The organism is Mycobacterium saskatchewanense, assembly GCF_010729105.1.
In the GTDB taxonomy this organism is placed as follows: Bacteria; Actinomycetota; Actinomycetes; order Mycobacteriales; family Mycobacteriaceae; genus Mycobacterium; species Mycobacterium saskatchewanense.
The window spans coordinates 5,909,702-5,923,570 of record NZ_AP022573.1; the positions used below are offsets into that span (position 1 = coordinate 5,909,702).

16 protein-coding genes and 1 pseudogene are annotated in these 13,869 nt (G+C 62.7%); 14 read left to right on the forward strand and 3 right to left on the reverse strand.

Annotation, left to right across the window (positions count from 1 at the left end):
* Nucleotides 1-25: 25 nt before the first annotated feature.
* Nucleotides 26-1,311, reverse strand: a protein-coding gene (locus tag G6N56_RS27835) for an IS3 family transposase (RefSeq protein WP_090422703.1) whose coding sequence is annotated in 2 segments (ribosomal slippage) — nt 26-1,029 and nt 1,029-1,311 — 1,287 coding nt in all. Because the reading frame shifts where the segments join, the coding sequence is not laid out codon by codon here.
* A gap of 18 nt (nt 1,312-1,329) precedes the next feature.
* Here G6N56_RS27835 and G6N56_RS27840 point away from each other — a divergent pair.
* The 4 genes from G6N56_RS27840 to G6N56_RS29350 all read left to right on the forward strand — a co-directional run bounded on the left by G6N56_RS27840 (nt 1,330) and on the right by G6N56_RS29350 (nt 3,905).
* The gene (locus G6N56_RS27840; protein ID WP_408632720.1) at nt 1,330-1,815 is read left to right on the forward strand and encodes an Rv1363c family protein; all 486 of its coding nucleotides are present in this window, start codon (nt 1,330-1,332) and stop codon (nt 1,813-1,815) included.
* A complete protein-coding gene (locus G6N56_RS27845; protein ID WP_142280779.1) occupies nt 1,812-2,477 on the forward strand; it encodes an Rv1363c family protein in 666 nt (221 codons plus the stop codon). The genes G6N56_RS27840 and G6N56_RS27845 overlap by 4 nt, the downstream gene beginning before the upstream one ends.
* Before the next feature lie 206 nt (nt 2,478-2,683).
* Nucleotides 2,684-3,316, forward strand: a complete 633-nt coding sequence (locus G6N56_RS27850; RefSeq protein ID WP_085257629.1) for a CAP domain-containing protein — start codon at nt 2,684-2,686, stop codon at nt 3,314-3,316.
* Between the two features lie 283 nt (nt 3,317-3,599).
* Nucleotides 3,600-3,905, forward strand: a complete 306-nt coding sequence (locus G6N56_RS29350) for a DUF732 domain-containing protein (protein WP_232069166.1) — start codon at nt 3,600-3,602, stop codon at nt 3,903-3,905.
* Nucleotides 3,906-3,997: 92 nt separating this feature from the next.
* Here G6N56_RS29350 and G6N56_RS27860 read toward each other — a convergent pair whose 3' ends face one another.
* The gene (locus G6N56_RS27860) at nt 3,998-5,134 is read right to left on the reverse strand and encodes a cytochrome P450 (protein WP_197746648.1); all 1,137 of its coding nucleotides are present in this window, start codon (nt 5,132-5,134) and stop codon (nt 3,998-4,000) included.
* Nucleotides 5,135-5,708: 574 nt separating this feature from the next.
* Between G6N56_RS27860 and G6N56_RS29355 the strand changes: the two are divergent.
* The 3 genes and pseudogenes from G6N56_RS29355 to G6N56_RS27870 all read left to right on the forward strand — a co-directional run.
* Nucleotides 5,709-5,855, forward strand: a pseudogene (locus tag G6N56_RS29355) (zinc ribbon domain-containing protein); the annotation flags it as partial.
* Nucleotides 5,856-5,936: 81 nt separating this feature from the next.
* Nucleotides 5,937-6,161 carry a Zn-ribbon domain-containing OB-fold protein gene (locus G6N56_RS29360; RefSeq protein WP_232069406.1) on the forward strand — a complete coding sequence of 75 codons (225 nt, stop codon included), beginning with the start codon at nt 5,937-5,939 and terminating at the stop codon, nt 6,159-6,161.
* Entirely contained in the window at nt 6,154-7,347 is a 1,194-nt protein-coding gene (locus G6N56_RS27870) for a thiolase family protein (protein WP_142280777.1), read from the forward strand. The genes G6N56_RS29360 and G6N56_RS27870 overlap by 8 nt, the downstream gene beginning before the upstream one ends.
* A 166-nt stretch (nt 7,348-7,513) precedes the next feature.
* Here G6N56_RS27870 and G6N56_RS27875 read toward each other — a convergent pair whose 3' ends face one another.
* Nucleotides 7,514-7,834: an acyl-CoA synthase gene (locus G6N56_RS27875; protein WP_142280776.1), complete on the reverse strand. Its 321-nt coding sequence runs from the start codon at nt 7,832-7,834 to the stop codon at nt 7,514-7,516.
* A 126-nt stretch (nt 7,835-7,960) separates the two neighbouring features.
* Between G6N56_RS27875 and G6N56_RS27880 the strand changes: the two genes are divergently transcribed.
* The 7 genes from G6N56_RS27880 to G6N56_RS27910 are packed head-to-tail and all read left to right on the forward strand — an operon-like array spanning nt 7,961 to nt 13,836.
* The gene (locus G6N56_RS27880) at nt 7,961-9,112 is read left to right on the forward strand and encodes an amidohydrolase family protein (protein WP_142280775.1); all 1,152 of its coding nucleotides are present in this window, start codon (nt 7,961-7,963) and stop codon (nt 9,110-9,112) included.
* Nucleotides 9,093-9,662 carry a VOC family protein gene (locus tag G6N56_RS27885; RefSeq protein WP_264019979.1) on the forward strand — a complete coding sequence of 190 codons (570 nt, stop codon included), beginning with the start codon at nt 9,093-9,095 and terminating at the stop codon, nt 9,660-9,662. Before G6N56_RS27880 ends, G6N56_RS27885 begins: the two co-directional genes overlap by 20 nt.
* A 44-nt stretch (nt 9,663-9,706) precedes the next feature.
* Complete coding sequence (locus G6N56_RS27890; RefSeq protein WP_085257625.1) at nt 9,707-10,843, forward strand: acyl-CoA dehydrogenase family protein; 1,137 nt, start codon at nt 9,707-9,709, stop codon at nt 10,841-10,843.
* Nucleotides 10,844-10,847: 4 nt separating this feature from the next.
* Nucleotides 10,848-11,750, forward strand: a complete 903-nt coding sequence (locus G6N56_RS27895; RefSeq protein ID WP_085257624.1) for an acyl-CoA dehydrogenase family protein — start codon at nt 10,848-10,850, stop codon at nt 11,748-11,750.
* Nucleotides 11,747-12,232 carry an FAS1-like dehydratase domain-containing protein gene (locus tag G6N56_RS27900; protein ID WP_085257623.1) on the forward strand — a complete coding sequence of 162 codons (486 nt, stop codon included), beginning with the start codon at nt 11,747-11,749 and terminating at the stop codon, nt 12,230-12,232. The genes G6N56_RS27895 and G6N56_RS27900 overlap by 4 nt, the downstream gene beginning before the upstream one ends.
* Nucleotides 12,229-12,660 (forward strand): FAS1-like dehydratase domain-containing protein, encoded by a 432-nt coding sequence (locus G6N56_RS27905; RefSeq protein ID WP_142280774.1) that lies wholly within the window; start codon nt 12,229-12,231, stop codon nt 12,658-12,660. Before G6N56_RS27900 ends, G6N56_RS27905 begins: the two co-directional genes overlap by 4 nt.
* A gap of 27 nt (nt 12,661-12,687) precedes the next feature.
* Complete coding sequence (locus G6N56_RS27910; RefSeq protein ID WP_085257621.1) at nt 12,688-13,836, forward strand: acyl-CoA dehydrogenase family protein; 1,149 nt, start codon at nt 12,688-12,690, stop codon at nt 13,834-13,836.
* Nucleotides 13,837-13,869: the final 33 nt, after the last annotated feature.

Here is a 13,869-nt window from a genome sequence, read left to right on the forward strand (position 1 = left end):
GAGTCCGGAGACTGCATTCGTTGAATCACCCTGCCTTTGGTGGGGTGCGTTTGTGATCGTAGTAGAGCGTCTCGACGGCCTCGGGAGTGAAGTCGTCGAGGTACTCGTGGGGGCGTTCGGTGTTGAACCAGACCACCCATTCAGCGGTCGCCAGCTCGACCTGGTTGACGTCGCGCCACGGGCCTTGCCGGCGGATAAGTTCGTTCTTGAACGAGCCGACGGTGGTCTCGGCCAGCGCATTGTCCAGCGCATCGCCAACCGAGCCGACGGAGGGATCCACGCCCTCATCGATGAGCCGCTGGGTGAAGGCCACCGAGGTGTATTGACTGCCCGCGTCGCTGTGCGCAATCAGCCCGTGCAGACTGGTGGTGCCGTCCTGGGCGCGAGTGAAGAACGCATGCTCGATAGCGTCGAGGACCAGATCGGTGGTCATGGATCTGGCGGCCCGCCAGCCTAGGATCCGGCGGCTGTAGGCGTCGATGACGAATGCGACGTAGACGAATCCCATCCAGGTCGACACATACGTAAAGTCGGCCACCCACAACCGATTTGGCGCCGCGGCATAAAAGCGGCGGTCCACCAGATCCGGGTATCGCCGATGAGTGTCGTCGGCGATGGTGGTCTTGTGCTTGGATCCGTACCGCGCGCCCTCCCAACCGTTCTCGCGCATGATCCGCTCCACCGTGCACCGGGCGACATCGTGACCCTGGCTGCGTAGCCAGATCCACAACTTGCGTGACCCCAGCGTCTGGACGAACTTGCCCTTTTTCTTGTCTTCCCGCGCCGCGGTGATGATCTCGACCAGCTCGGCGTCATGGATCTGCCGTCGTGTCGGGGTCTTGTTGATCCACTCGTAGTAGGTCGACGGGCTGATCGGCACGCCATGCTCAGACAGCACCGCACACATGGGCTCGACACCCCAGCGCAGCCCGGCCCCGCCGTTGGGGCCGGCCACCTGGTGGTCCTTGTGTTCGGCGATGAACCGGATCACCGTCTCCCGGGCCGGTCGAGCTCGGCCCCGAAGAAAATCGCCGCTGCTTTCAAGATCTCGTTGGCCCGGCGCAGCTCGGCAATCTCCTTGCGCAGCGCCTTGTTCTCCTCGGCCATCGCGGAGGTCACACCCGGCCGCTGGCCGGTATCGACCTCCGAGCGGCGGATCCAGGTCCGCAACGTCTCCGGTGTGCCGATCCCCAACATGCCCGTGACCGCCGTGATCGCCGCCCACTGCGACGGGTACTGCGGGCGCACCTCAGCGACCATGCGCACCGCACGTTCACGAAGCTCGTCGGGGTACTTGCTGACACGTCCCATAACCCAGATCCTCCCAAGATCGGGAGTCTCCGGAAACGCCGGGACGGCTCATCACTCGCCGTGGTCGTCGTCTTGTCTGGATTGCTCGTATGGCTCGGATTTCAGGCCTATCAATCGCATCGAACCGATCTGCGCCACAGCCTGTTCATCCTGACCGCTCGCCAAGCTGCGCTCAATCTGACGACGATCAACTACACCGAGGCGGAGGCCGATGTGCAGCGGATTGTGGACTCGGCCACGGGCGCGTTCCGCGGCGACTTCAAGAAACGTTCACAGCCGTTTATCGATGTCGTCAAGCAATCGCAGTCTAAGTCGCAGGGCTCGGTCACCGAAACAGCCCTGGAATCCGAACAAGGTGATTCCGGTCAAGTCCTGGTGGCGGTGACGGTCAACACCTCGGTTGCGGGAGTAGCTGAGGAACAACCACGCGCTTGGCGCATGCGGATCACCGTGCAAAAAGTGGGGGACGACGCAAAGGTCTCGAATGTGGAATTCGTCCCGTGAAGTCAACGTCGCTATGCCAGCCAGTCGGCCACGACGAAAGCGGGGATGCTGTGCTCGTTGACGCCGAAGCGGCAACCGAGTCCGCTGCTGAGAGCGGCCAATATGATTGTGCCAGTTCATTGGACGCTAGCAACGTCTCGCCCGGTGACGCCGGCCAGCCAGCTGACCGTCGCAGTGGTGTGCAGTGGCGCCGCGTACTCGTGTACGGTGTGCTTCCCGGTCTTGCATTGATCATGGCAATGGCCGCAGGCTACTTGAAGTGGTACGACTTGTCGGCCCATGATCGTCGTTTGGCAGCTAGCGAGTCGGTCCGAGCTGCCAGTGACGGCGCCATCGCGATGCTGTCCTATCGGCCGGAAACCGTCGAAAAGGACTTGAATGCGGCACGGGACCGACTGACCGGCACACTCCGGGACTCCTACAGTTCGTTGACTCGCGATGTCGTCATACCGGGCAGCAAGCAAAAGTCGATATCGGCATCCGCTACCGTGCCCGCGGCCGCGTCAGTGTCCGCTGCGCCGGATCACGCTGTGGTGCTGCTGTTTGTGGACCAGACCGTCGTCGTCGGCAACGATCCAGCCACCAACACCGCCTCACGGGTGCGCGTAATGCTCGACAAGGTTGCCGGCCGATGGTTGATTTCCTCGTTCGATCCCCTCTGATGAGCGACACAAATGTCACGAGCCAACGTTGTCTGTGTCCGCCGCGCCGTTGCGCCCGGCTACGGGAGAGGAATAAGCGGCGGAATGGACCGGGCCAGCGCCGCGGGAATCTCGTCATCCGCATCAAGGGCGGCCTCACCACATCCTTTGCCCGCCAGGGCTCTGATCGCAGAAGGTAGACGATGTCGATTACCAGTGCCTTCGGTATGCGTCAGCCGCTGGTCGCCGCCATTGTCACCGGGGCCGCAGTCCTTTCGGTGCCCGTGGCGCGAGCCGACAACAAGCGCCTTAACGACGGAGTCGTCTCCAATGTGTACACCGTCCAGCAGCAAGCGGGTTGTACCAACAACGTGACGGTCAACCTCCAACTTCAACAGGCCGCAGAGTGGCATGCGCACGATCTGGTGAGTAATCGCAGCCTCGACGGAGATATCGGGACGGACGGGTCAACACCTCAAAGTCGGTCTGCTGCAGCGGGTTTTCGCGGTCCGGTGTCCGAAACGGTAGCCATCAACCCGGCGTTGGCGATCAGCGGTATTGAGCTGATCAACCAGTGGTACTACAACCCCGACTATTACGCCATCATGTCCAATTGTGCCAACAGCCAAATCGGGGTGTGGTCTGAGAACAGTCCCGGTCGCACGGTTGTCGTTGCCGTCTACGGGCAACCGCCACCCGGACGCTCAACCGTTCAGGCTTCCCCCCACGCGGGGACCCAGGACGCTCCAGTTGATCCCGGACCGGACTACGACGCCAGCGACGAAATCGAGTTCGGCACCAACTGGTTCGCCTGGATCCTTCGCGGAGTCTACCCACCCCCTGCATACCCGCCGAATTAAGAACCGGCACCTAATGTCCACGGTGGCGCCGGGTGGCGTCGCCACGAACCGAATCTGGGAGCGCATGAGCCTACTTCCCTGGGCTAACCGGACCTGTTCGCACGGAGGGGACGTGAATTCAGTTGAACTGCAACATCCAGGCCGCGGCGTGAGAAATCCGCGCCGGAAAGCCCGATTCGTCACCGACCGACAGTCTTCGGCGGGTAGCGCTAAGGCCGTGAAATGTCCTAACCCGTCGCGAGTCTCGCGCATTGTTGCGGCCGCTGTAGCATGGGCTGTGCAGGTGTCAGCATGGCCCGCGCACGCCGCTCCGGCGCCCGAGGTGGAGTATCTCTACGACGTCACGGCCCGACGTCACTACAACGTCCCGAACAACGACGCACTTGGCTACGGTCACAGGATCTGCGACGAGGTCAGTCGTGGCGCGAGCTACGCACAAGTGATGAGTGATGTCAAAAATGATGTGACCCCGAATGACGAATTCGCGGCGAATTACCTGGTGTCCTACGCGGTCAATCTGCTTTGCCCCGGCCAGATTTGGCGGTTACGCGAGTCGGCCGCGCACTACCAACCCCCGGCGGGGGGTTGAACAACAATCGGTGACTCGACTGATGGAGACATCGATCGCTCGAGTCAGTCGTGGCCGGCTACCCTGGGCGTCTTGACAGTGATGGCGACGGATCAGCGCGTTGCATCCCACACGATAGGAAGGCGGTCGATTCCGAAAACGCCGTTTCCTCCGTGCTCGGTGATCGTCGCGCCGTCCGGCAATCGGTAGTCGGGGATCAGACGATGCCATTCTTGCAGTGCGATGAGCATTTCACGTCTGGCGAGGTGGGATCCAAGGCAGCGATGCGGGCCGGCGCCGAAAGAGATGTGCCTGACCATACCGCGGTCGATCTCATATGCCGTGCTGTTGGGGAATACCTTCGCATCCCTACCCGCAGAAGGCAGCGCGAACGACACGACCTCACCAGCCTTGAGAGGACAACCCGCGAACTCGACGTCGCGGGTGACTTGCCGACCCACCATGACGATCGGATAGGCGCGCAGGAACTCTTCGACGGCGGACCCGGCGAGCTCCGGATCGTCGACCAGGCGGACGCGGTCGGAGGCATGTGTTGCCAAGTGATAGAAGGCATAAGACAGCTGGGACGCTACGGTGTCGAGGCCCGCCATGAAAAGAAGCAACATGCAGTTGAGCAAGTCGTCGTCGGGCACCGACTCGCCGTTGATTCTCCATTCCACGGCGGCCGACACGATGTCCTCCGCGCCTTGTCGCCGGTTGGCTTTGCGCTCGGCGATGAGGTCGGCGAAGTAGTCTCGGACCTGGCCCATGGCAGTGGCAAAGCCCGAATAATCCGGATCGGTGCGTTTCGAGTAGTGCATGATGGCCTTTTCCCATGCCATGAATCGGTCCAGCTCCTGCACTGGCAGACCTAGAATCGAAAGGAAAACTGTCGTGGGGAACTGACCTGCGAAGTCGGCCACGAAATCGCAACTGCCCAGGGGCGCTAGTTCCTCGACGAGATGGGCACAGCGCTGCCGCACCAGGCCGTCCATTCGGGCGATGCGCTTCGGAGTGAACCACCCACCGAGCAGCTGACGCCACCTGGTGTGTTCCGGTGGATCGATCATCTGTGGTATCCAACGGAAGTCGGGATACGGCATAGTTGGCAGCGTTGCGTGGCTGGAGAACAGATCCGGCTTCTGAAGAGCCTGCAAAATCGCGTCGTGCTCAGTGAAGACGTGATAACCAGGCTCTTCGGTCGACCAGAAAACCGCGTACTGTGCCCTTAGCTCATCGAAGCGGTGCACGCCGGCAAGAACAGGTCGACTCCCTTCCGAATACTCATAGTGAAATACGGGACAAACGTGATCGGTTGGGTGAGTCATCGTTGCGAAGCCCTCCGAGGTGACGCGTACGATCCGAACGCGCCGTGACGGGATCGATTCAACCGAATGACCGGGGAAGGTGCGTGTGGGCGCCGTATCCGCCCTGATGTCGACATGAATCGGTACCTGCCATCCAACGAGTGGCTGAAGAATGCGCCTACGGGGGAACCTCGTCATCTTATACTAGGTGAGGTGGGAAACGCACTGGCAGGGCGTCAGTTGCGGCACCGCGGACCTTGTCCATTGGGCAAGTGGGAAAGGCCAATTCACCTGAGACTTGGACCGGTGGTGGGCAACCGGGATCGTGGACGAAGGCGGACGTGCAACCCGCCGGTGCTGTGCGGCGCCGCCTGACCGGTACTTCCCCCTTCAACGTGTTCTATGCGATCCTAGATAGGTATGAGATGAATGCCGCGCCGGAATGTGTTGTCATCGCGGCGGTGGTTGTGGAGTCGCGTGGCTTTGGTGGGTGTGTCGATCGTAACCGGGAAGGCAGATGGGCGTAATACATTGCGGTGCAGCCATATCGGATGACCCTCTGCTGCATCGATTGCGTCCGGCCCCCGATCCGGAAGCCGAGTTCTTCTGGCTGAGCGGTCGCGACGGCCGACTACGGATCCAACGCTGTCGTGACTGCGGCCACTACGTGCATCCGCCCACGGGGCATTGCCCGGCGTGTGACGGCGTTCATTGTGCCCCGGCAGTTGTTTCTGGGCGGGGCACCGTGCATACCTTCACGGTCAACCATCAGCCGTGGACACCCGGGCAGCCGCCCTTCGTCGTCGTGATCGTGGAGCTAGAGGAGCAATGGGGGCTGCGTCTCACGTCGAACCTGGTGCATAGCCAGATCGATGAGGTGAGGATCGGCATGCCGGTGACGGTGGGATTCATTGGCCGACATGGGCTGTGGTACCCCGTTTTCGTACCGGCGGATGGCAGAGATGACTGACGCCGGCTTCGAGCGTCACGCCGCCATCACCGGGATCGGTCAGTCGCAGGTGGGTAGGCGCCTCGGCCGTTCGGCAATCGACTTGACCATGGAAGCCTGTCTCGCCGCGATCGCCGACGCCGGTCTGGTGAAGGGGCAGATTGACGGAGTCTCGACCTATCCGGGTGGCGATGAGTTGACTTCGATGGGTTATTGCGGACCCACCGCCAATGCCCTGCAGGACGCGATGCGCTTGGAATTGTCCTGGTACCAGGGTGCAGCGGAGTTGCCCGGTCAACTGGGGGCAGTGGTAGCCGCCTGCATGGCAATCGCCACCGGCTTGGCCCGCCACGTACTGGTGTATCGGACGGTTACTGAATCCACGGCTCAAGGCGCTGCCGGGCGGGGCTCCGTATTGGGGGCCGCAGCCGATACAGCTGCCGGGATCGGGCGGTGGATGGCGCCGTTTGGGGCGGTCTCTGCGGTGAATTGGTTGGCACCACTGGCGATGCGCCACTTTCACGTTTATGGCACCACCCGAGAGCAATTGGCGCAGATCCCGCTGGTGCAGCGTCACCACGCCTCATTGAATCCGAGGGCGGTGTTGCGATCACCGATGGCGTTGCAGGACTATCTCAGCGCGCGAATGATCTCGACCCCGCTATGCCTGCTCGACTGCGACATCCCCGTCGACGGTTCGACCGCTCTTGTCGTCTCGGTGATCGACACCGCAAAGGACAGCCCCCATGGCGCCGTGGGATTCGAGGCGTTTGGCACCGCGTTACACGGCCGCCCATCGTGGGATCAATACCAGGACATGACCTCCATGGCGTCGCGCGGGGCTGCCGAGCATTTGTGGAGCCGAACCACTCTGCGACCCGCAGACATCGACGTCGCGCAACTCTACGACGGGTTCAGCGTTCTGGCTCTGATCTGGTTGGAGTCACTCGGCTTTTGCGAACATGGTGACGGCGGCCGTTATGTGGAGGGCGGCCAGCGTATTTCTCTCACGGGTGAGCTGCCGCTCAATACCGGAGGCGGCCAGCTCTCCGCCGGCAGGCTCCATGGTTTCGGTTTGATCTATGAGGCGGTTACCCAGCTGCGTCATCAGGCCGGCGAACGGCAGGTCGCGAAGGCCGAGGTAGCGTTGGTCGCCAACGGCGGAGGGCCTATCGCGGGAGCGATGATCCTCACACGAATGAGATAACCGATGCGGCCCGGTCAGTTGGGACGTCGATGATCGAGGTCGAGTCCGCCTTTTCTAGCGCGAACATATGCAAGCCCCGCGCGCCGATGTCACCGCGCTGATACCTACATCGTTCACGTACGATTACCACAGGCCGCCAGGCTTCAAGCGAGCGCTACGCAAGTCATCACTCTTGAGGCGGTTCGGTGGCGAGGCCGTAGAACTGTGCGGCGTTGGCCGCAGTGATGACCGGATTCCGGGTTCGTGCTGCTGCGTCCTGGAGGGCACGCAGGCGCTGGCCGCAGCGAACGAGCTCGTCGCGTGTGGTGAGCGAATCCCCGCGTTCCAAACGTTGCCGGAGCGCATCACGGTGACGTTCTTCGGCGACTATCTCTTCGGCGAGCCGGACGCGGACTTCGTTGTAAGTGAGCAAGTCGAGGTCGTCGTCGGTCTCGTCACGCTGAGGTTCGGGCCGTTCAGCGAGGGGCTGGGGATCGTCAATGTTCATGGAACCCATTCGTTCTCCGGGGAGGGCTATTGCATTGTGCGGTGGTCGCGACTAGGTTGGTTCATATCTTACTAAGATATAGGTGAACGGTCATTGCTGCCAAGAAGGACGGTAAGAGGAACCATCGTGCCGTTGCAGGATTACATGCAGATTCTCTCGGTCGACGACCATTTGATCGAGCCGCCGCGCGTGTTCGTCGACCGCGTTCCGGGCAAGTACTTCGACCAGGTGCCACGCATCATCGAGGACGAGAACAATCATCACGTGTGGACATTTGAGGGTCGACGCTACCCGCAGATCGGGCTGAACGCGGTGGCCGGCAAGGATGCCACCGAGTACGGGACCGAGCCCGTGCGCTACGAGGACATGATCCCGGGCTGTTACGACCCGATCGAGCGGGCCAAGGACATGGACCTCGACGGCGTCCAGGCCGCGATGTGCTACCCGTCGTTCCCGGGGTTCGCGGGCCGCGTGTTCCTCCAGGCCGATGACCACGATCTGGCGTACCTGTGTGTGCAAGCGTGGAACGACTTCTCCGTCGGGGAATGGAGCGGCTCCGCCCCGGGGCGTTTCATCCCGCTGGCGATGGTGCCACTTTGGGACACTGAGTTGTGCGTCAAAGAAATTGAGCGAGTCGCCGCGATGGGAGCGCGTGCCATCACCTTCCCTGAGAATCCCTCGCCACTTGGGCTGCCCTCGTTTCATACTCGGCACTGGGATCCCGTATTCGCCGCGCTCCAAGACGCCGGACTGCCGCTCTGCCTGCACTTCGGTTCGTCGAGTCACGTGCCCGGATTCGCCTCGGATGCGCCCTTGGCCGTGTCGATTGCCCTCTACAGCACCAATCTGATGGCGACCACGACCGACTTGCTGTTCTCGGGCGCGTTGCAACGCCACCCCAGGCTGAAGATCGTCTTGGCTGAAGGCGGAATCGGCTGGATACCGTACGTTGTGGAGCGGTGCGACTACGTGTGGGACCGCCACCGGTGGTACCAGGACATCGACAAACAGACTCGGCCCTCGGACCTTTTCCGCGAGCACTTCTACGGTTGTTTCATCGACGACAACTTCGGAATCCGAGTGCGGCACGACATCGGGATCGACAACCTCACCTTCGAAGTCGACTACCCACACTCCGACTCGCAATGGCCCAACACACGCCGGTACGCCACCGAGGCCTTCGCCAAGGTACCCGACGACGAGGTGCACCGCATCGTGGAACTCAACACCCGCAAGCTGTTCCGATTTGGACCCGCAGGTGAAACCGTCGATCTGTAACGAACCGAGCTCTCCCGAATGCCTGGAGCCGGGCCGGCCAGGAACCGGGGGCGGCGCCGCGTTCTCACACGTCGCTGTCACGGTGACGAACCTGGAGCGTTCGTTGGCCTTCTACCGGGACGGACTGGCGTTGGTGGAGGGGACAACGTACGAGGCTGCCGGCCGCAGTTTGGCGGCACTGATGAACATCGCGCCGACGGGATTCCGGGGAGTGTTCCTGCGGGCGGGACACGGCTACATCGAGCTGCTCGAGTACCGCACACCCACCCAAAGCAACACGGGGACACGTCACCCCGATGCTGTTGGATACGCGCACATCAGCCTGCTCGTCGCCGACGTCGACCCGGTGCTCTCTGCCGTCGTGGAACACGGGGGCGCGGTACTGGCCCGGCTGCGGCACTCCTTTGGAGGCGTCGAAGACAGCGATATCGCGTTTGTCGCCGACCCGGACGGCAACCGCGTCGAACTCATCGCCCACCCCCATGTGCCCGAGGCTCGTGCACACGCACGGTTCCTGGGCGTCGATCAGCTGGACTGGCCACCGACCTGATGGCTGCGACGGATTTCGGCTCGATGAGATTGGTGGAGGATTAAGTGGAATTCGGGTGGCGGGCAGAGGATGCCGACTTCCGACATCAACTGCGCAGTTTTGTCGGCGCCGAGTTGCCACCACGCTGGCAAGACCTCATACCGGGGGAGGAGCCAGCTTCCGAATTCATCCTGGAGTTTTGCCGGAAGCTGGGCGAGCGGGGATGGTTGACGCCGCACTGGCCCGCCGAATACGGGGGCACCGACGGCTCTCCGTGGCAGTTCATCATCCTCGGCGAAGAGCTGTGGAGCGCCGGTGAGCCCCGCGGGTCCCAGTACATGAACGTCAACTGGATCGGGCCGGCGATCATCAATGCCGGAACCGCCGACCAGCGCGACTACCATCTCAAGAGGATCAGCGCGGGGGATGTCTTCTGGTGCCAAGGCTTCTCCGAACGCGACGCCGGGACCGACCTGGCGAACATGCGCACCAGCGCGGTACGCGACGGTGATGAGTACGTCATCAACGGCGAGAAGGTATGGACCTCGTACGCCGCTGAGGCTGACTTCTGCTTCTTGCTGGCCCGCACCGACCCGGAAGCGAAGGGTAATAAGGGGATTTCGGCATTTCTCGTACCGACCGACGCCGCGGGCTTCTCCATCGAGCCGATTCCCAGCGTCCTGGACATCCATGAATTCAACCGCCTGACCTTTGACAACGTTCGAGTGCCCTCCTCGGCGCGGCTTGGCCCCGAGAATGACGGTTGGAAAGTGGTCCGCGAGGCGTTGTCACATGAGCGCATCGGTGGCCCCCGCTACGCTCGGGCCGCCCTGGTCACGCAACGGTTGCGCGATCTCGCCGATGACCGTGGATGGTGGGATCGCGATGGCGTCAAGTCCCGGTTAGCGGAGGCCGAAGCGGCCTGCGAGGCCGCTCGAATCCTCGTCTACCAGGCGATTCACGCGCGCAGCGCCGGAAGGTCGGAGGATCTCGTCGTGAGCCTGGCCCGAGTGGCTATCGTGCGCAGCGAACGTATTGTGGCGGAGCTGGCGTTGGAGCTGTTCGAGGATGAAAGTCTTGAATTGGGCTCCATCGGCAACTCCCAATTGAAGACCTCAATGATCGCTGGCCTCGGTGGGGGAAGCGTCGAGGTCCAGCTCAACGGCATCGCGCGCGCGCTCATGGGTCCCAGCGAAAGGTAAAGACATGGACTTCGACCTCAACGACGCTCAGCGCGAGCGCAGGGACAAGCTGAACCGCCTGATCGAGAGCAGCGGGCCGCGAGCCGATACCGAGCAGCTCGACAAGGTTTTGCTGGCAAGCGACGTGCAGCAGGATGCGACCGTGCTCGACCGATTCCTGATCGCGGAAGAGCTTGCCCGTCAAGGGCTGCCGAGTGCATACGGCCTCTACTGTCTGCTAAGCGATCTGCTGCCGCCGGAGATGCCGGCGGGACGAGTTGCGGTGATGGACGCCCATCGAACGGGGCCTGTTCGCTTCGCCGATAGCGCGGCGTTGGTGGTGCAGCTGGGTCGGCAAATCGCCACGCTGCACGAGCCACGAGACTCGCAGGTACGTATCGCGAACTCCACTTTCGGGTATCCGTACGCCTACGTCGCTGCGGGCCCGTCGATAGGCGCTCTGGGCGCCGCGGCGGACACGCTGCGGGCGCGGTGGAGATTGGCGTTGATCGCCGAGATAGCCGGCAACGCGCAATCGGCGATCGAGAAGACCGCCGGGCACCTCACATCACGCATCCAATTCGGACGCCCCCTCGCCTCGTTTCAGGCGCTTCGGCACCGCCTGGCTGAAGCTGCGGTCTCGGCGGAAGCCACCCGCTGGCTGGGGCGGGAAGCGGCGTTCCACGACGAACCGCGTAGCGTGCTGCTCGCGGCGTGGTATGCCTCCGATACCGCAGCCAAACTCGTGCCGGAACTCGTGCAGATGTGCGGTGCGCGCGCATTCACCCTCGAATTCGGATTGCACGCCTATACGATGCGGATGAACTGCCTTCGGCTCGAGCTTGGTGGCATCGACCGGCTGGGCCGCGAACTCTCGGATAGCGCCCCTGCACCTCGGGAGCCCGTGGCCGCGATACGAACGCGATGACCGACGAGTCGCACATCGGACCGGCCGTAACCGACGAGGCGCGCGCGCGAGTCGGCACGGTGACGGCCCGCTACCGCAGCGACCCGGTCTCGGTGCGGCAGATACGCGAATACATCGCGGGAACCGGCGGGCGTCCAGAAGAGTTGAACGACATCAACGACGACGAGCTGGTGGCTCCGCCGCTGTTCTTCCACGCCGCGTGCCGTCCGGTCGTCGCCGAGGGGGACCTGCAACCTGACGGGCAATACCCGTTCCTCGGCGTGCAAGGCGTCTCCGGTCGCACGATGGCGGGTGGACACAAATATGAGGTGCTCGCGCCCGTGCGAGTGGGCGACGTGCTCACCGTGACCGAGCGCCTCGCCGATATCGCCGAAAAGTCTGGTAAGACAGGACCTCTGGTGTTCGTGACGACCCAATCGGAATATCACAACCAGCGCGACGAGTTGGTAGCGCGGTACCGCCAAACGGTGATCTTCCGGTGAGCCCCCCCGCGCTTGACGGCGCCGACGTGCGGGCGGGAGATGTGCTGCCGGCTCAGCATCATCGGCCCACACGGGTGTCCGTTTTCCTCTTCGGCGTGGCCTATTGGACGCCGCATCGCATCCACTACGACGTCGAATACGCGCGAGCAGAGGGCTTCGACGACGTGCTAGTCACCGCGAACCTGCTCAGCGCATACAACGTGCAACTGCTGACCAGCTGGACGGGAGATCGGCAGTGCGTGCTCGAACTCGAGGAGCGCAACGTTGCTCCCGCCGTCGGCGGTGATGCGCTCACGGTGACCGGCGAGGTGCTCCACGTTGAGGTGGTCGACGGGCGCCGGAGAGCGCGATGCGCATTGACCATCAGCCGAGACGACGACGCCACGATCATCGTCACTGGCGAAGCCTTGATCAACCTGCCCTGCTGATAGCCAACGACTGAGGACGACACTGCCGTGAGAACGATCTTCGACCCCGAGCACGACGCGTTTCGCCAGTTGGCGCGGACATTTTTCGAGAAGGAATGTGCTCCCCACACTGCCAGGTGGGAGGAGCAGGGGCACGTCGATCGTGATGTGTGGTTGCGCGCTGGTGACGTTGGGCTCCTGGGATGGGAGGCACCTGAGGAATACGGCGGAGCGGGGATCAAGGACTTTCGCTACAACGCCGTGATGACCGAGGAGTTCATTGCCACCGGCTCAGTCGGGTTCGGTTATGCGCTGCACAACGATGTCATGCCGCCCTATCTCATCGACCTGACAACACAAGAGCAAAAGAAGCGTTGGTTGCCGGGATGGGTGTCAGGCGAGTTGATTACCGCGATCGCGATGACCGAACCGGGCGCCGGCTCGGATCTGAAGTCCATCACCACGACCGCCAAGCCCACCGACGGCGGCTTTCGGCTCAACGGCGCCAAGACCTACATCACCAACGGTCTCTTGGCCGACCTCGTCTTGGTCGTGGCCAAGACGGAGCCGACGGCGGGGCACCGCGGTATCAGTCTTCTCATGGTCGAACGGGGAATGGAGGGGTTTCACCGCGGCCGCAAGTTGGACAAAGTGGGAATGAGGGCACAAGACACCGCCGAGTTGTTTTTTGAGGACGTGTTCGTGCCCGCGACGAACCTGGTGGGTGAGCAGGGTCGCGGCTTCTATCATTTGATGAAAGGGTTGAGCCAGGAACGTGTCGGCTGCGCGGTGACCTCGACCGCAGTGATGGAGCGGGCTCTGCACCTGACCTGTGAATTCGTCCGCTCGCGCAAGGTCTTTGGTCAGCCGTTGGGGGCCATGCAGAACACGCAGTTCAAGCTTGCCGAAGTCGCGGCTTCCTTTGAAGTGTGTCGAACGTTCACCGATAGCGTTGTGGCCGAACTCGTGGCAGGCACACTGGCCCCGCACCGAGCGGCCGTGGCCAAGATGTTCGTCACCGAGCGGCAGTGGGAAGCCATTGACGAGTGTGTGCAACTTTTCGGCGGGGCCGGCTACATGAATGAATACGAGATCGCTCGACTGTGGCGGGACACCCGAATTCAACGTGTGCTTGCCGGATCCAACGAAGTGATGCGCCACATCATCGGCCGTTCACTGGAATTGGAATCCGCGTAGCGACAGCGCCGCACATCCATCGCGGGTGGCCGG

Coding starts and splice junctions, on each gene's coding strand:
- G6N56_RS27895 (WP_085257624.1), top strand. CDS start 10,848: ATGGACTTCGACCTCAACGACGCTCAGCGCGAGCGCAGGGACAAGCTG.
- G6N56_RS27850 (WP_085257629.1), top strand. CDS start 2,684: ATGCGTCAGCCGCTGGTCGCCGCCATTGTCACCGGGGCCGCAGTCCTT.
- G6N56_RS27875 (WP_142280776.1), bottom strand. CDS start 7,834: ATGAACATTGACGATCCCCAGCCCCTCGCTGAACGGCCCGAACCTCAG.
- G6N56_RS27870 (WP_142280777.1), top strand. CDS start 6,154: ATGACTGACGCCGGCTTCGAGCGTCACGCCGCCATCACCGGGATCGGT.
- G6N56_RS27900 (WP_085257623.1), top strand. CDS start 11,747: ATGACCGACGAGTCGCACATCGGACCGGCCGTAACCGACGAGGCGCGC.